At 42.9% G+C, this 18,624-nt stretch carries 17 protein-coding genes and 1 tRNA gene; 14 read left to right on the forward strand and 4 right to left on the reverse strand.

The window, feature by feature from the left end; translation table 11 throughout:
• The first annotated feature begins 41 nt into the window (after positions 1–41).
• The 10 genes from B6N13_RS01040 to B6N13_RS01085 all read left to right on the forward strand — a co-directional run bounded on the left by B6N13_RS01040 (position 42) and on the right by B6N13_RS01085 (position 10,663).
• Positions 42–117 (forward strand) — tRNA-Phe (locus tag B6N13_RS01040).
• Positions 118–216: 99 nt separating this feature from the next.
• Positions 217–3,414 (forward strand): ATP-binding protein, encoded by a 3,198-nt coding sequence (locus B6N13_RS01045; RefSeq protein WP_248280184.1) that lies wholly within the window; start codon positions 217–219, stop codon positions 3,412–3,414.
• A 30-nt stretch (positions 3,415–3,444) separates the two neighbouring features.
• Complete coding sequence (locus B6N13_RS01050; RefSeq protein WP_169458189.1) at positions 3,445–3,792, forward strand: Hpt domain-containing protein; 348 nt, start codon at positions 3,445–3,447, stop codon at positions 3,790–3,792.
• A 229-nt stretch (positions 3,793–4,021) separates the two neighbouring features.
• Positions 4,022–5,323 carry a sn-glycerol-3-phosphate ABC transporter substrate-binding protein UgpB gene (ugpB, locus tag B6N13_RS01055; protein ID WP_011978433.1) on the forward strand — a complete coding sequence of 434 codons (1,302 nt, stop codon included), beginning with the start codon at positions 4,022–4,024 and terminating at the stop codon, positions 5,321–5,323.
• A gap of 102 nt (positions 5,324–5,425) precedes the next feature.
• Positions 5,426–6,304 (forward strand): sn-glycerol-3-phosphate ABC transporter permease UgpA, encoded by an 879-nt coding sequence (gene ugpA / locus B6N13_RS01060; protein WP_011978434.1) that lies wholly within the window; start codon positions 5,426–5,428, stop codon positions 6,302–6,304.
• Positions 6,301–7,149 carry a sn-glycerol-3-phosphate ABC transporter permease UgpE gene (ugpE, locus tag B6N13_RS01065; RefSeq protein ID WP_011978435.1) on the forward strand — a complete coding sequence of 283 codons (849 nt, stop codon included), beginning with the start codon at positions 6,301–6,303 and terminating at the stop codon, positions 7,147–7,149. Before ugpA ends, ugpE begins: the two co-directional genes overlap by 4 nt.
• 2 nt (positions 7,150–7,151) lie before the next feature.
• Positions 7,152–8,219 (forward strand): sn-glycerol-3-phosphate ABC transporter ATP-binding protein UgpC, encoded by a 1,068-nt coding sequence (gene ugpC / locus B6N13_RS01070; RefSeq protein WP_011978436.1) that lies wholly within the window; start codon positions 7,152–7,154, stop codon positions 8,217–8,219.
• 7 nt (positions 8,220–8,226) lie between these two features.
• Positions 8,227–9,000 (forward strand): glycerophosphoryl diester phosphodiesterase, encoded by a 774-nt coding sequence (locus tag B6N13_RS01075; protein WP_011978437.1) that lies wholly within the window; start codon positions 8,227–8,229, stop codon positions 8,998–9,000.
• A gap of 48 nt (positions 9,001–9,048) precedes the next feature.
• The gene (locus tag B6N13_RS01080; protein ID WP_011978438.1) at positions 9,049–9,807 is read left to right on the forward strand and encodes a DeoR/GlpR family DNA-binding transcription regulator; all 759 of its coding nucleotides are present in this window, start codon (positions 9,049–9,051) and stop codon (positions 9,805–9,807) included.
• Positions 9,808–9,814: 7 nt separating this feature from the next.
• A complete protein-coding gene (locus B6N13_RS01085; protein WP_169458190.1) occupies positions 9,815–10,663 on the forward strand; it encodes an HAD-IIB family hydrolase in 849 nt (282 codons plus the stop codon).
• A 32-nt stretch (positions 10,664–10,695) separates the two neighbouring features.
• On the opposite strand, the gene B6N13_RS01090 is transcribed toward B6N13_RS01085, so the two are convergent.
• A complete protein-coding gene (locus B6N13_RS01090; RefSeq protein ID WP_011978440.1) occupies positions 10,696–11,619 on the reverse strand; it encodes a DUF808 domain-containing protein in 924 nt (307 codons plus the stop codon).
• Positions 11,620–11,662: 43 nt separating this feature from the next.
• The gene (locus B6N13_RS01095) at positions 11,663–12,430 is read right to left on the reverse strand and encodes an IclR family transcriptional regulator (RefSeq protein ID WP_011978441.1); all 768 of its coding nucleotides are present in this window, start codon (positions 12,428–12,430) and stop codon (positions 11,663–11,665) included.
• 173 nt (positions 12,431–12,603) lie between these two features.
• On the opposite strand from B6N13_RS01095, the gene B6N13_RS01100 reads away from it, so the two are divergent.
• The 3 genes from B6N13_RS01100 (at position 12,604) to B6N13_RS01110 (ending at position 15,937) form a co-directional block, all read left to right on the forward strand.
• Positions 12,604–13,788, forward strand: a complete 1,185-nt coding sequence (locus B6N13_RS01100) for a GAK system CofD-like protein (RefSeq protein WP_169458191.1) — start codon at positions 12,604–12,606, stop codon at positions 13,786–13,788.
• Positions 13,789–13,956: 168 nt separating this feature from the next.
• On the forward strand, positions 13,957–14,970 hold the full coding sequence (locus B6N13_RS01105; RefSeq protein WP_169458192.1) for a response regulator: 1,014 nt from the start codon (positions 13,957–13,959) through the stop codon (positions 14,968–14,970).
• A 4-nt stretch (positions 14,971–14,974) separates the two neighbouring features.
• On the forward strand, positions 14,975–15,937 hold the full coding sequence (locus tag B6N13_RS01110) for a sensor domain-containing diguanylate cyclase (RefSeq protein ID WP_169458193.1): 963 nt from the start codon (positions 14,975–14,977) through the stop codon (positions 15,935–15,937).
• A gap of 21 nt (positions 15,938–15,958) precedes the next feature.
• Here the strand turns inward: B6N13_RS01110 and B6N13_RS01115 are convergent, their stop codons facing one another.
• Positions 15,959–16,441, reverse strand: a complete 483-nt coding sequence (locus B6N13_RS01115) for an ATP-dependent zinc protease (protein ID WP_169458194.1) — start codon at positions 16,439–16,441, stop codon at positions 15,959–15,961.
• A gap of 225 nt (positions 16,442–16,666) precedes the next feature.
• Here B6N13_RS01115 and B6N13_RS01120 point away from each other — a divergent pair, with 225 nt between their 5' ends.
• On the forward strand, positions 16,667–17,587 hold the full coding sequence (locus tag B6N13_RS01120) for a D-hexose-6-phosphate mutarotase (RefSeq protein ID WP_011978446.1): 921 nt from the start codon (positions 16,667–16,669) through the stop codon (positions 17,585–17,587).
• Between the two features lie 155 nt (positions 17,588–17,742).
• Here the strand turns inward: B6N13_RS01120 and B6N13_RS01125 are convergent, their stop codons facing one another.
• Positions 17,743–18,519: an exodeoxyribonuclease III gene (locus tag B6N13_RS01125; protein ID WP_011978447.1), complete on the reverse strand. Its 777-nt coding sequence runs from the start codon at positions 18,517–18,519 to the stop codon at positions 17,743–17,745.
• Between the last annotated feature and the right edge of the window lie 105 nt (positions 18,520–18,624).

An 18,624-nucleotide genomic window follows, 5' to 3' on the forward strand; every position in this document is an offset into this window, starting at 1 on the left:
TATTGACCAAAAAAAAGGTTTCTCTATAATACGCCCCACTTGCCCAGATAGCTCAGTCGGTAGAGCAGAGGATTGAAAATCCTCGTGTCGGCGGTTCGATTCCGTCTCTGGGCACCATATGCTCATCATTTGCTTCTCTTCTCTCGCGTATATTCAGTTAATGATTTATTACATAACGTAACCAATATTAAATCTTAAAAACTCGTTGTTTTAGCTATGCTTAGACCATCTTTGATGGAGCAAGTGGATATGATGAGAGTGATGACGGTAGTCGCTTTAACTGCGTTGGGGTATTTTATCCTTGGCGTTGTGGGGTTGGCTGTTGCTATTTCACCGGGGTACTCAACGATTATTTGGCCAGCTTCTGGTTTTGCGGTTGTGGCTTCTATCTTTTTTCCTAAGCAAGCGCCGTTCGGTATTTTCCTAGGTTCTTTGTTACTAAACATTGGTGCGACTTGGGTTAATCATCATGTTTTTGCTTGGTCTCTTCCTGCTCTTATTGCTTTTGGCTCGACGTTGCAGTCTTTTGTTGGTGGCTATTTAGTCCGCCGTTTTATAGGTGTGCCTTTCCAATTTCATCGTACTGGCTTAGTGGTTAGGTTTATCTTTTTAGCCGGTGTCTTGTCCACCTTGATTAGTGCTAGTGTCGGCTCGGCTTCGTTGTTTTCTTTTGGCATCATTGGTAAGGCGGAATTTCTAACCAATTGGCTGGTTTGGTGGGGTGGTGACATGATCGGCGTTCTTGTCATGGTGCCTTGGTTAGCCGTGTGTTTCCCCCAATATTTTGGTAATAAATTTGATCATCCGCTGCGATTAATCGGCGGTTTTTTAACTGTGTTGGTAATTACGATTGTTCTGTCTTGGGGAAGCAGTTATTCGGAATGGAACAAGCAATCGAGAGAGTTTCGTTCTAATGCTGAATTGTTAGAAGTGCTGCTTAATAATCGAATTAAAAACAGTGTGGATATGCTGCATAGCTTTGTTGGTTTGATAAACGGTAGTGAGCAGATTGAGGCGAATGAGTTTGAGCTTTTTGCTGACAGTGTAATGCGACGAGATGATTCCATTTTGGGGGTGTCATTAAACTTTGCCGTGGCTGGAAAGGATATTGCTAGCTTTGAGCAAGTGATTCAAAAAAATTATCCAGATGATATTTTTCTTGTGAAGGAAAGGGACAGCGAAGGCAAGCTTAGGGCCGTTACGCCTAGAGCCCGGCACATTGTGGTGACCTTTATTAGTCCCCTACAGAGCAATAAAGCGGCATTAGGTTATGACGTTTATTCGCAAGCCGATCGACGTTTTGCCTTAGATAATGCGATTTCTCTTCGTGAAGCTTATCCAACAGCGCCACTTAAGTTGGTTCAAAACTCAAATGGAATATTGCTCTTTTTGCCTTTTTTTGATCGAAAAACAGATGCCTTTTTAGGCGTTGCTACAGCGGTTATTGAATTGGATGTGTTAACCGAAACGATTGTTAAGCAAGGGCTTCTCCCCAATACTGAGCTCTACTTGGTCGATACTGACAATGGAACATCCAAGCCTATTATCGTGACAAAAAATACGGCAGCTCATTTGTCTGCAGAAGAATTGGTTGCTCGTTACTACGCCGGTGAATTTCATCATGCGGTTAATTTCGTTATTAATGTCGGTGGCAAAAACTGGCAGTTGTATCAAGTTAGTGACAATTATTTTTTCAAACAGCCTTGGATCGTAAAATTCGTTTTAGCTTGTGGTTTTTTATTCACGGGTTTATTTGGTTGGTTTTTATTGATTGTGAGTAGCCATACAGCGGAAGTTGAAAATCGAGTGAGATTAAGGACGCGAGATTTGCAGTTGGCAAACGAGCATTTAAAAGCGTCTGAACTAGAGCAGAGTAAAGCCAAAGAAGAAGCGCAAGAAGCCAACCGCGCTAAGAGTGAGTTTTTGGCAAATATGAGCCATGAAATTCGTACGCCATTAAATGGCGTTATTGGTTGTTTGTCTTTGTTGATGAATACGAAACTGCAGCCTGACCAGTCGAATTTAGCAAAAATATCTCAGCAGAGTGCGGAATCCTTGCTGGATATTATTAATGATATTTTAGATTTGTCTAAGATTGAAATGGGAACCTTAGTGTTAGACAAGCAAGAGTTTGAGTTACGTGCGTTAATTGAAGAAGTGACCAATATTTTTGTTTTAAAAGCCGAAGAAAAGGGCATTGTATTAAATTCGCCAACGACACCTATTCCTAATGTTACGTTGTTTGGAGATAGATTACGCATCAAGCAAGTATTGGTTAATTTGATGGGTAATGCGGTTAAATTTACTCAAGAAGGTGAAGTGGCGTTGCGATTTGCGATTGAGCCGCTAGCAGATGATAGTGTTATTCTGCGTATTGTTATTGAAGACTCTGGGATTGGCATTTCTAAAGAGAATCAAAGCCATTTATTCCAGCGTTTTAAGCAGGCTGATGGTTCTACTACTCGCAAGTTTGGTGGCTCTGGATTAGGTTTAGCGATCAGTAAAGAGATTATCCAAGCCATGGATGGTGAAATAGGTTTAAACTCAGTAGAAGGTCAAGGTTCATCATTTTGGTTTCGTATACCACTCTCTGTGGTTTCGACTGCAGAGCAGGCTCCCATTGTGACTGATGGCACAGAACAAGCTGTTAGAGTGACGTTAATTTATGCGAATAAAACGGGTCGTGAATATGTTGCTGCATTGCTTGATTCATTTGGTGTCATTTACAATACTTATGACAGTGTTACTGGTGCGCTTGCTGATAGTGAATGGATAGGAAATTGTATATTACTGGACTCAGATGTCGTATCGGCTGTTTCTGAATTAGAAGTGTTCTGTAAGAAGAATGCGATTAAGCAAGTATTACTACAAGGACGTTCAAGTATGGATTTTGATAAAGAGAAGTACGATGCTTCTTTAACGAAACCCGTATTTCAGCAGCCGTTATTGGACGTTCTTGAAAATCTAAAACAGTTAGTTGAAGGAGAATCCGTGATGGCGGCGAAAGACGTAGAAAAAACACCAGATGGTCGGCCAATATTTACAGCCAAAGTTCTATTGGCGGAAGACAATTTAACTAACCAGATTGTTGCTCGTGGTTTATTAAATTTATATGGCGTAGAAGTTGTGGTGGCGGAAAACGGTCAGAAAGCTGTTGAGCAAGCCCAATCAACTCAATTTGATATGATCTTCATGGATTGCCAGATGCCGGTAATGGATGGTTATGAAGCGACTCGAACTATTCGCCAGTTTACCGATGCTCAAACGCCTTCCGATGTAGCAATTGTTGCTCTTAGTGCTAATGCCATGAAAGGCGATGAAGACGAATGTTTTGCAGCTGGCATGAATGATCATATTGCTAAACCGATTTCACAAGATAAATTGATCGCAATACTCACAAAATGGCTTCCTTAGGGAGTAGTATTGAGATGGAGATTCTTTGTCATGTTTGAGCCTAAGGTATTTGATAATACAGATTACGAGAGTCGTTTGGCCTACAACCACGAATTAATGACATTGGTTGCTGTGGAGTTTGTTAAAGAAGCAACGACTTTGTTAGGAGTGCTGCAGGCTCATATGGCTGATGAGGATTGGGATAATTTTGCTCTTGTGGCGCATCGTTTAAAAGGTGCTGCGTTGGAAGTGTCTGGTTATCGTTTTTGTCGATTAATTGCGGAGATGGAAAAACTTTCAATAAAGCGTGAAAGTGGTCTGCTTCCGACGCGCTGTCTGGCTTTGAATAAAGAGTTTGAGGCCTTAGTGCTTGCCCTTAATCAAGAAGTTTTGCGTTAAATTTTATCTAATAGATCTTTTAATAACCTTTCATAGTGCTTTCGTTTTCACTTATTTTTCTTTCATTTCTGCTGTTTTTGCCTATCTTTCTTCTGTTTATTCGTTAAAAAAGTTTCATTTGAATTGCAATTGTATTTCAAATGAAACCTAACTATCATCAAAGTGAAACATTTTCTTTCTATAGTCGTTCTTTCTTTTCGAATAAAAACTCATTGTGAGGAACACGGAAATGCATAATTTGAAGTTAGCGTCAGTTGTTGTTGGTTTATCTATTGCGAGTTCAGGCTTTGCCGCCACTGAAATCGAATGGTGGCATGCAATGGGTGGTGCAAATGGCGAAAAAGTAAATGAAATCGCTAAAGCGTTTAATGATTCGCAAGACGCTTATGAAGTGAAACCGGTTTATAAAGGCAATTACACCGAGACAATGACGTCAGCTATTGCCGCGTTTCGTGCGAAACAGCAACCCGCTATCGTTCAAGTATTTGAAGTCGGTACCGCCAGTATGATGGCGGCAAAAGGCGCTATCTATCCAGTATATAAACTGATGAAAGATTCAGGTCAGGCGTTTGATGAAAGTGCCTATTTAAGTGCCGTTACGGGTTATTACTCGAACAGCGATGGTCAAATGCTTTCTATGCCTTTCAACAGTTCAACTCCTGTACTTTATTACAACAAAGATTTGTTCAAAAAAGCGGGTATTAGCCAAGCGCCAAAAACATGGCAAGATGTAGAAAGTGTTTCTAATAAATTATTGGCGTCTGGCGTGTCTTGCGGTTTCACCACGGCTTGGCAGTCTTGGATTCAATTGGAAAACCTAAGTGCTCGTCATAATGTGCCATTTGCGTCTTTGGAAAACGGCTTTGGTGGTTTGAAAACAGAGTTGAAATTTAATGGGCCATTACAAGTTGCTCACGTACAGAAAATGGGCGAGTGGCAAAAGAACGGTATTTTTAGCTATTCTGGCCGTACCAATGATGGCGCGGCTAAATTTTATAGCCAAGAATGTGCCATGTTTACCGAGTCTTCTGCAGGTTACGCAGGCATAAAACGTAATGCTAAATTCGATTTTGGTGTGGCTGAGCTTCCTTATTGGGAAGGTAAGGTAAAACAGCCTTCTAACACTATTATCGGTGGTGCCTCTTTATGGGTGTTGCAAGGTCATTCTAAAGAAGAGTACAAAGGCGTAGCTTCCTTCCTAAGTTACTTGTCGAAAGCTTCTGTACAAGCGGACTGGCACCAATTTTCTGGTTACTTGCCAATTACTAAAGCGGCATACGATTTGACAAAAGAGCAAGGTTTCTACAAGGCAAATCCTGGTACAGAAACGGGTGTTATACAAATGACAACGGGAACACCAACGGCAAACACCAAAGGTTTGCGCTTGGGTAACTTTGTGCAGATTCGTGGTGTTATCGACGAAGCACTAGAGTCTGTGTGGAGCGGTGATGTAGACGCCCAAACTGCACTGAATACAGCGGTTGAACGTGGTAACGCGCAGCTTCGTAAATTCGAAAAAGCGAACGATTAAATAAAATCTACGCCCTTATGTTTTAACGCATAAGGGCGTTTTTTTACTTACATAAATTGTTTTTCTTTTTTATTTGTCGTTCTCTTTTGTTTGGATTGTCCGATGACGGTTACCTTCCCCCAAAAAGGCCTGCCTTGGCTGTTGTTATTACCGCAGTTGTTGGTGACGGCGATTTTCTTCCTTTGGCCTGCTGAGCAAGCTTTAGAACAAGCGTTTTACCAAGAAGACGCATTCGGTTTGAGTCGAGAATTTATTGGCTTAGAAAACTTTGCCGCCTTATTTACTGATCCTTTGTATTACCAGTCAATGTTGACTACTTTGGTATTCAGTTTTTCTGTTGCCATTGTGGGTATGTCTTTGGCGCTGTTGTTGGCTGTGATGGCGGATCGAGTGATCCGCGGCAAACTGGCGTATCAGACATTATTAATTTGGCCGTATGCCGTTGCGCCTGCTTTAGCTGGTGTATTGTGGTGGATTTTATTTGATCCGAGCATGGGGCCGATTGCCCTATGGTTGAAGTCCGCTGGTGTGGACTGGAACCATTATTTGAATGGCAACCAAGCCATGATATTGGTGGTGATTGCTTCTACTTGGAAGCAAATTAGCTACAACTTTTTATTCTTTCTCGCGGGTTTACAAGCCGTGCCACGTTCGCTTATTGAAGCGGCGGCGATTGATGGTGCAAGTCCCTTCAAGCGCTTTTGGACCATTGTCTTTCCGCTTTTGTCGCCAACAACGTTTTTCTTGTTAGTGGTGAATCTTGTGTATGCCTTCTTCGAAACCTTCGGTGTGATCGATGCGACCACCAAAGGCGGTCCTGGTCAAAGTACGACTACCTTGGTTTATAAAGTGTTCAATGACGGTTTTGTCGGCTTAGATCTTGGTGGATCGGCGGCGCAATCTGTTGTGTTAATGGCGATTGTCGGTTTGATGACGGTCATTCAGTTTCGCTTTATTGAGCGTAAGGTGCAGTACTCATGATCGAAAATCGACCTTGGTTAACCTTTGCTAGTCATGCAACGTTATTAACGGGTATTGCCTTAGTAGCCTTGCCTGTTTGGATGGCGCTGGTGGCATCGACTCACCCAGCATCAGCCTTTGGCGCTGGGCATATTCCTTTGTGGTTTGGCGACGCTGGCGCAGAAACATGGGGAACGGTGTTGTTTGAAAAAGCCGGTAACGGCGTGGATACGCCAGTCTGGTTTATGATGCTGAACTCTTTGATCATGGCGCTGGGAATTACCTTCGGCAAAATTGCCATTTCATTGTTGTCGGCTTATGCAATTGTGTTCTTTCGTTTTCCGTTTCGTAACCTGTGTTTTTGGATCATTTTCATGACCTTAATGCTGCCTGTTGAGGTACGAATTGTACCTACTTACGAGGTGGTGGCGAATCTGGATCTGCTTAACAGTTATACGGGGTTAACCTTACCTTTGATCGCCAGTGCAACGGCAACTTTTTTGTTTCGTCAGTGCTTTTTAAGTATTCCGGGTGAGCTGGTGGAAGCTGCTCGAATGGATGGTGCTGGGCCGTGGCGTTTCTTTTTTGACATCTTGTTGCCGCTGTCTAGAACCAATATCGCAGCCTTGTTTGTGATCTTGTTTATTTACGGTTGGAATCAATATCTATGGCCTTTGTTGATCACCACAGACGACGCGTATTACACCTTGGTAATGAGTATTAAGCGCATGTTGTCGGTGACCGATGGCGATATCGCATGGAACCAAATTATGGCAACCACCTTATTAGCGATGTTGCCACCTGTTGCGGTGGTGATTGGCATGCAGAAGCTGTTTGTTAAAGGCTTAGTGGATTCGGAGAAGTAGTAATGACGGACGTTATTTTAGAAAAAGTAGGTAAGACCTATCCTAATGGTTATCACGCTATTCCAAGCGTAGATTTATCGATTGAAGAAGGTGAGTTTATTGTTTTAGTTGGGCCGTCTGGCTGTGGCAAATCCACCTTGTTACGTATGGTAGCTGGGCTAGAAAGTATTTCGACTGGCGAGCTACGCATTCGTGGCGAGCGCATGAATGAAAAAGAACCAGCTGAACGTGACATCGCCATGGTGTTTCAGAACTACGCCTTGTACCCGCATATGTCGGTGTACGACAACATGGCTTATGGCTTGAAAAACCGCGGTATGCCAAAGGACCAAATTGCAGAGAAAGTCAGTGATGTAGCAAAAATGCTGGGCTTAACTGAACTGCTACAGCGTAAGCCTCGTCAGTTGTCCGGCGGGCAGCGTCAGCGTGTTGCCATGGGGCGCGCTATGGTGCGTGATCCGAAAGTGTTTTTGTTTGATGAGCCTTTGTCTAACCTAGATGCTAAGTTGCGAGTGCAGATGCGTGTTGAGATTCGTCAGTTACAGCGCAAGTTAGGCACTACGACCTTGTATGTTACCCACGATCAGGTAGAAGCTATGACTTTGGCGGATCGTTTGGTGGTGTTAAACAAAGGGAAGGCAGAGCAAGTTGGTACGCCAATGGATTTATACAATAAACCTGCAACACCTTTTGTCGCAGCGTTTATTGGCTCGCCATCGATGAACTTGATCAATGCGAATCTTACCGAGCAAGGTATTAAAATCTCTGAAGCCTTAACGTTGCCGCTTTCTCATCAACATCGAGGGGGTATTGTTTGGGGGATTCGTCCCGAGCATTTAGAAGTGAGTGATGAGCAAAATGCCGATTTCGCTTTGCGTATACTGGCAGTAGAATCTTTGGGAGCAGAGACTCTAATTCACGGCAAAATAGAGACTGAATTAGGTAATGGCGAGCCGATGGTGGTACGTTTATCAGGACCACATTTACCGGAGGTGAATAGCCTTATGTGGTTAACGGCGCCAGTGTCACATTGGCACTTATTTGACACAAAAACTCAACAACGATTGTGAGGTCGATATGGAAAACGGCAGTGTTTCAACAGGTTATATTGTTAAAGACAAGGTACTAAACACCAAAGTAATGGGACATCGTGGAGCTGCATTATTGGCGCCAGAAAATACCTTGGCGTCTATTCGAGCGGCCGCAGAAGTGGGCGCGACTTGGGTAGAAATTGATGTGTATTTAATTGCTGAAGGTGGTCTGGTTATTTTTCATGATGACACACTGGATCGCTGCACCAATGGGACCGGCTTAACTCGCGATGCTCGTCCTACTGAAGTGGCTGAATTGGATGCTGGTACTTGGTTCTCAGAAAAATTCGCTGGAGAGAAAGTGCCAACTCTATTGGAAGCACTGGAATGTATTCAATCGTTGGGCCTTGGTTTGAACCTTGAGATTAAGCACGATAGCGCAGACGTGGAAAACATTGTGCCTGCTGTCATGGCGATGTTGCGTGATCACTGGGAAGACAATAATAAGCTGATGATTTCTAGTTTTAACTTAGCGGCGTTAGAGCTTTGTTATGAAATTGATGCTCAGCGCCATCTTGCGCCTTTGTATGAATGCATCCCAGATGACTGGCAAGAGCAGCTTGCATCTATTAAAGCCTATAGCTTGAATTGTGATTACTCACGATTAACCGAAACTCAAGCGCGAGCAGTGAAAGCGGCTGGATATAAATTGCTGTGTTATACCGCTAATGACCCTAAAAAAGTGGAAGCGCATTGGGAGTGGGGAATGGATGCGGTGATTACCGATGACCCAACAAAGTTTGCTTTTCTCTCGGCTTAGTCTTTTTCATGGCTGAGTTGTTTTTAATATTTTCATTAGGGCTATTTTGTGGGTTTGAATGAGCGACAAAACCAGATATTAAACTGGGTGCAGCAAGAAGACGCGTTGTTGGTGGAAGATATGGTGGCCCGTTTTAATGTGTCATCGCAGACCATTCGTAAAGACATTAATCAGCTTGCTGAGCGTCATCTTGTGCGTCGTACCCATGGCGGTATTGCTCCGGTGTCTAGCACGGAGAATTTGCCTTTTGATCATCGACAATTTTTGAACAGTGATGCGAAAGAGGCGATTGCCGCTAGGGTGGCTCAGATTATCCCTGACGGCGCTTCGGTGTTTTTAGGTATCGGTACAACGGTCGAATATGTGGCGAAAGCCTTGGTGTCGCACAATAACTTGCAGGTTTTTACCAACAATTTAACTGTGGCGAGTATCTTGGGTAATTATCCTGATGTTCGAGTACGTGTACTAGCGGGAAAATTACGCCATCGTCATCATGATTTAGTTGGTGAAGAGACCTTATCCGGGTTGCGCCAATACTATTTCGACTACGGTGTATTAGGTTGTGGTGGCATGGATGAAGATCAAGGGGTATTGGATTTTGACCCCGAAGAAGCCGCTGTAAGTCGTGTTTTGGTCGAACAAAGTCGTCACAGTTTGTTGGTCGCCGACCAACATAAATGGGGACGCAAAGCTATGGCACGGGTACATCCGTTTGCTGCGATAGATTGGTTTTTTAGTGATGCACTAACCGAATCGCAAACCCAATTACTCACCTCTCATGGTGTTCAAATTCAACTCTGTTCTTAGGACGAATATGTCGATATTTGCTTCTTCTTCGTTAGACTCTTCTGGCTTGGAGCTTTCTACTTTAGAACTTTCTTCTATAGATAAAAGTACATGCCAGGATTTGCGTTTTATCTTAACCGACTTCGATGACACGTTGACATGGGAAGGTCAGTTACCTGTTGAAACATTGCGTGCTCTGGCGCAACTGGAAGCGGATGGCATTAAGGTGATTCCAGTAACAGGCGGCTGTGCTGGTTGGTCGGATATGATTGCCAGAGCACTTCCTGTTGATGGGGTGATTACCGAAGGTGGCGCGTGTTTTATTGGCAGAACCGCAGATCGTCATTTGACGTACTCTTTCTGGCGTGATGAGTCAGAAATGCGGGCAGAGCAAACGCACATATTGGCTCAGGTGAATCAGGTTCTTACCCAATTCCCACGTTTACGTTTAGCGAGAGATCAGGCGTATCGTCTAACGGATGTCGCGATAGATTATGCACAAGATGTAAAACCTGCAGCGGTTGTGGATAAAGACGCTTGTTTGGCAGCTCTGATTGATATGGGGCTGAATGCCAAAGCAAGCTCGATACATATTAATGTGTGTTCGCAAGGTTATGATAAATTTTCCATGGCTCAGCGTGTATTAAGCGAAGTATATGGCTTGAGTGAAACGCAGCAGCAAGAGCAAGTGCTCTACGTTGGTGATGCGCCTAACGATGAAAGTATGTTTGCGCGTTTTCCACTGAGTGTCGGTGTGGCGAATATCGCTGAGCATTTATCGATTATGCGTCACCATCCTCGTTATCAGACGACGCAACCGGGCGGCTTGGGTTTTGCCGAACTAGCTGAGTTTATTCTTTCTGCACGACAAGCTTAAATTATTGCTTGTCGTGTGGTTTATTGAGTTTCTTAGGTTTTTTTCTTGTTATCTTTTATCTTATTGAAAAGTGAAGCAATGCCAACGGCAACGCCACCTAGAATTAAGCCAACTGAGAAGCTAATGCCTGTGTTTATTAAGCCTGTAACAAGTGGGATTTGGGCGATTTCACCAGACACTGCCATGTCAGCAAGATGATGCAAGGTTGGTAAACCGTGGACAAAAATACCACCGCCTACTAAGAACATGGCAATGGTGCCGACGATAGTCAAAAGACGGATCAGCATTGGCGCACCTTTTAAGATGATCAGTCCAAGCTGCTTTATCAATGTGCTTTTGGATTGATTTAGGTGCAAGCCAATATCATCAAGACGTACGATTAAACCAACCAAGAAATACACGCCCACAGTTACTATAAAAGCAATTAAACTAACGACGATAGCTTGAGTTAATAGGCTCTGTCCTTCGACTGTGCCCAAGGCGATGACAATAATCTCAGCGGATAAGACAAAGTCGGTGCGAATGGCTCCTTTTACTTTGCTTTTTTCTAGGGCTAATAGCTCTTTTGCGGAGTTTGCTTGCTGGACGTTTTTTCTTAAATTTTCTTTTTCTTCATGGTCGTCCTTAAAAGTGTGAAGGACTTTTTCCGCACCTTCAAAACATAAGTACAAGCCACCGGCCATTAATAAAGGCTGAATCAGCCAAGGAATAAATGCGCTGATGGCTAGCGCTAACGGTACAAGAATAAGTTTATTAAGAAAGGAGCCTTTGGCCACCGCCCACACGACGGGTAATTCACGATCAGCTTTTACGCCTGAAACCTGCTCGGCGTTTAACGCAAGATCATCACCTAGTACGCCTGCGGTTTTTTTTGCCGCGACTTTGGAGAAAACAGCAACATCGTCCAGCAATGTGGTGATGTCATCAAGAAGTGCTAGTAAGCCTGTCATTGCCATGATTGTTTTCCCTAATAAGGTCGTCTCAAAGTGTTTTGATTATTTACTCACAGGCCCCCAATCGTTTTGAAATAGTGTCTGCTGCTTGTTTGACTTGCACTTTCATTTCTTCATAAATGTCGTCGCTGGTACGAAAAGCGGGTGCTGTAACACTAATGGCTGCCACGGCTTCATTACGTGAATTGAAAATTGGTGCTGCTGCACACTTTATGCCTATTTCATGTTCTTCTAAGTCGAGAGCGATTCCCGTTGCTCGAATAAGTTCTAGATTGGCTTTTAGGGCTTCGGAAGAGGTCAGTGTATGTTCTGTGTGGCGAAAAAATGCTTGAGTGTTGATGACTGCTTGTTGTTTATCGTCCGGTAAAAAAGCCAGCATGGCTTTGCCAACACCAGTGCAATAGACTGGGCCTTTTTTGCCAACCGCTGAATATAACCGCAGACTTTTTGGGCTTTCTAGCTTATCAATATAAATAACATCAGAGCCATCTAGGACAGCAAGGTGAATGGTTTCCTGTGTGCTTGACCATAAGTCCCGCATCGGCGCAGCGGCAATATCTCGAATATCTAAATTAGCCCAAGTACGATGAGCTAGAGCTAGTAATCCATAACCCGGATAATAGGCTTGTTTATGTTCGTCGAAGCGGACTAAACCATGTTCGAGTAAGGTGTTTAATTGCCGATGAGCGGTCGCTTTAGGGAGTTCAGACAGATCAACCAATTCAGCAAAACGTAAGGGTACCGGAGACGTGCAAACATGGTTTAGCATGTTTAATGCTTTGCTAAGTGATGACCCCGAGGTTTTGGTTTCCATGACGTTTCCTGTTTGTAATACGTGCTATTGTTTATTTCACATTAGACATTTTAGCACCCTGTACGGTGGGAAGATAATACTCGCTCATTTAAATATATTGTCACAACGGTTTGTTTTTTGATTTGCTATTATAGCGTTGTTTCTATTTTAGTTTTATATAAATAAGGATTTGTATGACAAGCTCTATGCGTATTTGGCGTCGTATGATTATGCCTGATCTCGTCCGCGTTCATCGTTATCAGAGCTTGCCTGAGCAAGGCCCAAAGGTATTGTTTTTTAGTGGTGGCTCGGCTTTGAATAAAATTAGTCGAGTGTTTAAAGAATACACTCATCATTCCGTACATTTAGTGACGCCTTTTGATTCAGGGGGCAGCTCTGCACGATTGCGTGCTGAATTTGATATTCCTGCGGTAGGGGATTTGCGCAGTCGCCTAATGGCATTAGCAGATGAAACCGTAATGGGGCAGCCTGAAGTATATGATTTGTTTACGCATAGGCTCCCTCAGCAAGCGGAGCCTTTAGTATTAAGAGAGCAGTTACAGCAGTTGGTGTTAGGGGAGCATCCTCTTATAGAGTGCATACCAAACCCAATGAAAGCCTTGATTCAGACTCAGTTGGCGGTGACTCAGGCACGTATTCATGGTGATTTTGATTTGCGTGGTGCCAGTATTGGAAATCTGATTATGGCTGGAGGCTATTTAAATAATCAGCAGCAGTTAGACCCGATTGTTTTCTTATTTTCACGATTGGTAAAGGCGTTAGGGGAAGTAAAAACGACCCTAGATGCCAGCTTACATTTAGGTGTCGAACTCGATAATGGCGATGTTGTTTTAGGGCAGCATAGGATTACGGGAAAAGAAACAGATGAACTGTTGAGTCCTATAAAGCGTATGTGGTTAAACAAGGGGTTGCGCAATATTATGCCGACAAATTGTCATATCGCGGATGATCGTAAGGATGCCATCGAAAGTGCTGACTTGATTTGTTATCCACCAGGTAGTTTTTATAGCAGCTTGCTTGCCAATCTTTTACCGGAAGGGGTTGGTCGATCGATTTGCCAAAACCCTAACCCTAAGGTGTACTTACCTAATCTGGGCACAGACCCAGAACAACAGGGTTTGTCATTGATGGAGCGCGTAAAGCGTTTAGTTTCTACGGTTATGGCCGATACAGAAGTTAGTGGTTCGTGTTCGGCATTGGATTATCTGTTACTTGATGATTCATATAATTATGGTGAGCTAGACAGTGAATTGTTAAATGATCTAAATATTGTAGTTATCAGAACACCATTGATTACAGAAAAGCAGCATAAGTACGATGAGCGTTTAGTTGCTAGAGCTTTGTTGTCTTTTGTTTGAATTTCCAGATTGAAGTGACAAAAAAAGTTTGTGCTATCTTTAAATAAGATAATTAGATATGGCTTGGATTAATTCTGGTTACGTGACGTAACATTTTTGTGTTTTTAAAAACAAGGTCTTAAGTGTCATAGTATGCAGTATATGGCACTGATCAATAAGAGAGTGGTAATGGGTACACGAGTACTGATTTGTGACGATTCAAAAATTGCACGTAAACAATTAGCAAGAATATTACCGACAGACTGGGATGTTGAAGTTGGATTTGCTGAAGACGGCCAAGAAGCATTGGATATATTGTCTACTGCTGATTTTGATATTTTATTCCTAGATTTGAATATGCCAGTAAAAGATGGCTATGAAACTCTTGAAGCCTTGCAGTCTTTTAATAAATCTCCGGCTGTAATTGTTGTGTCTGGTGATGTTCAACCTAAGGCGATTCAACGCGTAAAAAATTTGGGGGCGGTTGCTTTTCATAAGAAGCCCGCTTCAGCTGAAGATCTGCGTAGTTTGCTGATTTCTCTCGGACTTTTTTCTGTTGCAGATGACTCTCAGAAAACGGTCGATGAGCAACCAACAGCCGCAGAGCAATTTACACTCAATGACTGTTTGCAAGAAGTATCGAATATCGCTATGGGGCGTGCAGCGAGTGTTTTAGCAGAAATGCTTAACGTCTTTATTAAGCTGCCAGTGCCAAAGGTGAATATTTTAGAGGTAAGCGAACTGCAAATGGCACTGGACTACAGTGTAAAAGAAGATAGCTGTTCTGCGGTGTCACAAGGGTTTGTTGGCTCGGGTATCGCTTTTGAAACCTTACTTATTTTCAGTGATTCTAGCTTTCCTGACATGGCAAAACTTCTTAATGTGACGGAAGCGATCGATAGCATTGTTGAGGTGGAACTACTAATGGACGTGTCGTCCGTTTTGGTTGGGCCATTTATTGATGCGTTTGGTAAGCAGCTAAACATTGATTTTAGTCATAGCCATCCGGCCTTGCTTGCACAGCATGCCAAAGTATCCGATTTGGTTGATGCAAAAAGAGCCAAATGGAAGCGTACGCTATCCGTCGAGATTGTTTATGAAGTTGAAAACTACCAAATTAGTTGTGATTTGATGATGTTGTTTACAGAAGATTCTGTATCCGTATTAGAAAACTTACTGTCCTATTTGGTTGAGGAAGAGTAAATACATGAGCAGTAACGCAGAAGACATGATGGAACTGCATTGGCTATTCGATATGCTTCAGCATATTGATGTAGGCTTAGTGGTATTAAACGATAAATACGAAATTAAACTGTGGAACAGTTTTATGGAAAACCACAGTGGTGTCAGTTCTTCTATCGCCAAAGAGCAATCTTTATTCAGTGTTTTCCCAGACATTAATAGCAATTGGCTTGAGCAGAAATTAGATAATGTGATTGCCTTGCGAACTTCAATCTTTATTTCTTGGGAACAGCGTCCGCATCTTTTCCCATTTAAAAGTTATCGTCCTATTACAGGTATGGCTGACAAGATGTATCAGAATGTCGCCTTACGCCCCATTACTAATGCAGATGGCACGGTAAAATACGTTTGCATGGTTGTCTATGACGTGACGGATGTGGCAACCAATAAAGAATCATTATCGAACGCTAACCGCAAGCTGGACTTCCTCAGTAAGATGGATCCGCTGACTCACTTATATAATCGTGGGAGTGTGGATAAAAAACTGAAAAGTGTTTTTGATACCTTTGCGAGTAGGGGCGGATCCCACTCTTTAGTTATGGCGGATATCGATTACTTTAAAAAAGTAAATGACCAATATGGTCATCCTGCTGGAGATTTAGTATTGCAAGCTGTGTCAAAAGTGTTGGGCAGCAGTATTCGAAAAACAGATTTTGTTGGACGCTATGGTGGTGAGGAATTTGTGATTTTGTTGCCAAATACCGATGCTTCCGGGGCTCTATTTTTCTGTGAGTCGGTGCGAAAGAAAATAGCCGATCTGAAAATTAAAACCGCAAATGATGAAATATCTGTGACCATGAGTTTTGGTATTTCTGAAGCAAGTCGCTCAGATAAGGTTCCATGTGACTGGCTTGGTCGATCTGATGAGGCCTTGTATAAAGCGAAAGGAAACGGCCGCAATCAGTCAGTTGTCTATTCAAGAGAGTAATTACAGCCTTTTGTCGTTGCTTTATTTGCTTGAAGGATAGAGTTCTTTCAATGCTTCTTTTGTTCTATCACCCTGTAGGCAGAGCCCTTCAGGGTCGATTAGAACACGTCCATTCATTGCTTCACGTCCGAGTAACATTCTATATCCCATGCTGTCTCGATTGGTTAGGGTGACTTCTGCTTCCCATGAGACACCGCCAAGTGAAAGGGGGACACGAATGACAGGGCGACTTTCTTTGTCTCCACTAGAGCTTTTAATGACTCTTTGATCAACAAGCTGGGCTTCACAATGTACGGTTACTTTACGATTTTTTTGTAGAGGATGAACTTCAAAGCTTACCCAACTCTCATCATCACGAGAAAAACGCACAATGTTGATAGCATGCATTGATGAGGTTTTTGCGCCTGAATCTACTCGTGCTTTAATCGCTGGGATATTGAGAGAAGGAAATGCGCACCACTCGTCGCAACCAATGACCATTTTGGGTTCGTTCTGTTGATTCATAAAAAATATGACACCTTTTAAAATGAAAGCAGCATACGTTAACGATAATGAAAACGTGCCCTAAGTTGCTGTGTTTTATAGCGTAAAAGTGCGATCAGGTTAAGTCTTTATTGATACATAACAAGGTTATCTGTTTTGTTATATTGTCAGTATAAGCTCAAACTATTGTAATCATGGTATCTAAAGTTAATATGGGCGTACGAAATTACTTTAATGGAGTTGTTGATGAATGGCCGACTGATGCAAGAGTTGGAAGAATTGGGTGGTGAAATACGCCCAGCAAGCTTAAGAAAGTGCGACGAGATCGTCATTGAGCAACCAGGCTTTAGTGCGGTCATTGCCTTATGGGGCGGGCATTTGGAGAGCTTCATTCCTGCGGGTCAAGAGGATCTGTTATTTCAATCGATAAATCCAGGTGGTGAAGGCCGTTTTGGGCGTCGTCATTTTGGTGTTCCTGTTTGTTGGCCTTGGTTTGGTGCTAACGAAACGCATGCGGATTTCCCTGCGCATGGTCTGGCTCGTTATTTTCGTTGGGAATTAATTGAGGCGGGGCGTTTTAAAAATGGTGATGTGAAAATCGTTATTCGTCTGGCTTCGGAAGATCACCCTTTGATCGAAGAAATGTGGCCATTTGCTTTTGAGTTACGACAAGTCTTTCGTTTCTCAAATAAGGGCTTTAGAGTGAATTTCTCTGCGGCGAATCTATCCGATAAGCCGATGCTAATTAGCGAAGCTTTGCACACCTATTTTAATATCTCAGATAACCAAACGGCTGAAGTGCATGGCTTAGATCAAGTAAGTTATGTCGATAAGTTTGATAATGGCAGTCAGAAGTTGCAACAAGGTGCTGTGACACCATGTGATCATATGGACAGGGTGTATACTTCTGCACCAGAAAAATGTGAAATCCTAGATACTGGGTTGCAAAGAAGATTAGTGATTAGCACAGAAGGTAGTAACAGTACTGTGTTGTGGAACCCAGGTGCAGAAATTGCTAAGCAGCGCACTGATATGGAAGACGATGACTATCGTCGTTTTGTCTGTGTCGAAGCGGGTAACGCGCTTGGTGATGCTTATAGCATTCCAGTCGGTGGAATTCATCAGCTTAAGCTAAAAGTGAAGAGCAAGCCTCTGGTGGACGAATAGCTACCTATAAAGTCTTCATGGAAAGTTCAATAAATAAAAAAGCCCGCTGGCGTTGACTGTTTAAATATTAAAAGTCACACCGAGCGGGCTTTTTAGTTTTTGATTTTTAATCCCAATGCAAGAACGGTGTTCTTTCATTGGGATTAAGGCTGTGCTTAATCAATATTATATTCCATGATCAATGGTGCGTGATCTGAAAAGCGTTGGCCTTTATAAATCGTTCCGCCTTGGATTAGATTTTTGATGCCTGGAGTGGTGATTTGGTAGTCCAAACGACCGCCTTCATCTAATTTCCATGCGCGTTCATAATCTGGCCACCAAGTATATTGCTTGTCTTGCTTGTTTACTTGGCGGAAAGCATCGATGTATTCCAGTTCATTGAAAATTTCATTTATCCACTTACGTTCTTCTGGTAAGAAGCCAGAGTTACGTTGATTGACGAACCAGCTACTCACATCGATCGGTGAACGAGCAACATTGGCGGTACCGCAGAAAATAAATTCACGACGCTTACGACGAGTTTTAATTAGGTGGTTTTTGAACCCTTCCATAAAGCGGTATTTATGCTCTTGCAAGGCTTCCTCATGGTTTGAACCGTGGGGAGTCAAAAATGCACCAATGCTGACCTTATCAAAATCCGCTTGAATAAAACGACCTTCAAAGTCGCATTCAGGGAATCCCATGCCCGTCATAATGGCTTTGGGCATGGTTTTGCAATAGATAGCCACACCTGCTTGCTCTGGGTTTTCCATAGAGTCAAAGAAGTATGTGTTATACCCAGGTGGGAAAAACACACTGTCGTTGAGTGTGCGTTCATCTGCCTGTATATCTTGCAGACATACAACATCTGGGTCCTGGCGAACCATCCATTCAAAAAAGCCGCGTTCTGCAGCTTGTCTTATACCGTTTACATTAAGGCTGATGACCTTCATTTCTGGTCCCTACAATTCCTAGCCGTGTGTTATATTAGCGCCTATCCAATGTTGGCATGGCTTCGCTCGTTCTTGGCGGCGCTTTGTTGTGTACTATTTATTATC

Origin of the sequence: Marinomonas sp. UCMA 3892 (assembly GCF_012726345.1) — a bacterium.
Lineage (GTDB): Bacteria > Pseudomonadota > Gammaproteobacteria > Pseudomonadales > Marinomonadaceae > Marinomonas.

Bases quoted from the DNA above. Each gene is read 5' to 3' on its own strand.
- B6N13_RS01050 (WP_169458189.1), top strand. From the start codon at position 3,445: ATGTTTGAGCCTAAGGTATTTGATAATACAGATTACGAGAGTCGTTTG.
- B6N13_RS01045 (WP_248280184.1), top strand. From the start codon at position 217: ATGCTTAGACCATCTTTGATGGAGCAAGTGGATATGATGAGAGTGATG.
- B6N13_RS01105 (WP_169458192.1), top strand. From the start codon at position 13,957: ATGGGTACACGAGTACTGATTTGTGACGATTCAAAAATTGCACGTAAA.
- B6N13_RS01090 (WP_011978440.1), bottom strand. From the start codon at position 11,619: ATGGCAATGACAGGCTTACTAGCACTTCTTGATGACATCACCACATTG.
- ugpC (WP_011978436.1), top strand. From the start codon at position 7,152: ATGACGGACGTTATTTTAGAAAAAGTAGGTAAGACCTATCCTAATGGT.
- B6N13_RS01100 (WP_169458191.1), top strand. From the start codon at position 12,604: ATGACAAGCTCTATGCGTATTTGGCGTCGTATGATTATGCCTGATCTC.
- B6N13_RS01120 (WP_011978446.1), top strand. From the start codon at position 16,667: ATGAATGGCCGACTGATGCAAGAGTTGGAAGAATTGGGTGGTGAAATA.
- B6N13_RS01085 (WP_169458190.1), top strand. From the start codon at position 9,815: ATGTCGATATTTGCTTCTTCTTCGTTAGACTCTTCTGGCTTGGAGCTT.
- ugpE (WP_011978435.1), top strand. From the start codon at position 6,301: ATGATCGAAAATCGACCTTGGTTAACCTTTGCTAGTCATGCAACGTTA.
- B6N13_RS01095 (WP_011978441.1), bottom strand. From the start codon at position 12,430: ATGGAAACCAAAACCTCGGGGTCATCACTTAGCAAAGCATTAAACATG.
- B6N13_RS01110 (WP_169458193.1), top strand. From the start codon at position 14,975: ATGAGCAGTAACGCAGAAGACATGATGGAACTGCATTGGCTATTCGAT.
- B6N13_RS01115 (WP_169458194.1), bottom strand. From the start codon at position 16,441: ATGAATCAACAGAACGAACCCAAAATGGTCATTGGTTGCGACGAGTGG.
- B6N13_RS01125 (WP_011978447.1), bottom strand. From the start codon at position 18,519: ATGAAGGTCATCAGCCTTAATGTAAACGGTATAAGACAAGCTGCAGAA.
- ugpA (WP_011978434.1), top strand. From the start codon at position 5,426: ATGACGGTTACCTTCCCCCAAAAAGGCCTGCCTTGGCTGTTGTTATTA.
- ugpB (WP_011978433.1), top strand. From the start codon at position 4,022: ATGCATAATTTGAAGTTAGCGTCAGTTGTTGTTGGTTTATCTATTGCG.
- B6N13_RS01075 (WP_011978437.1), top strand. From the start codon at position 8,227: ATGGAAAACGGCAGTGTTTCAACAGGTTATATTGTTAAAGACAAGGTA.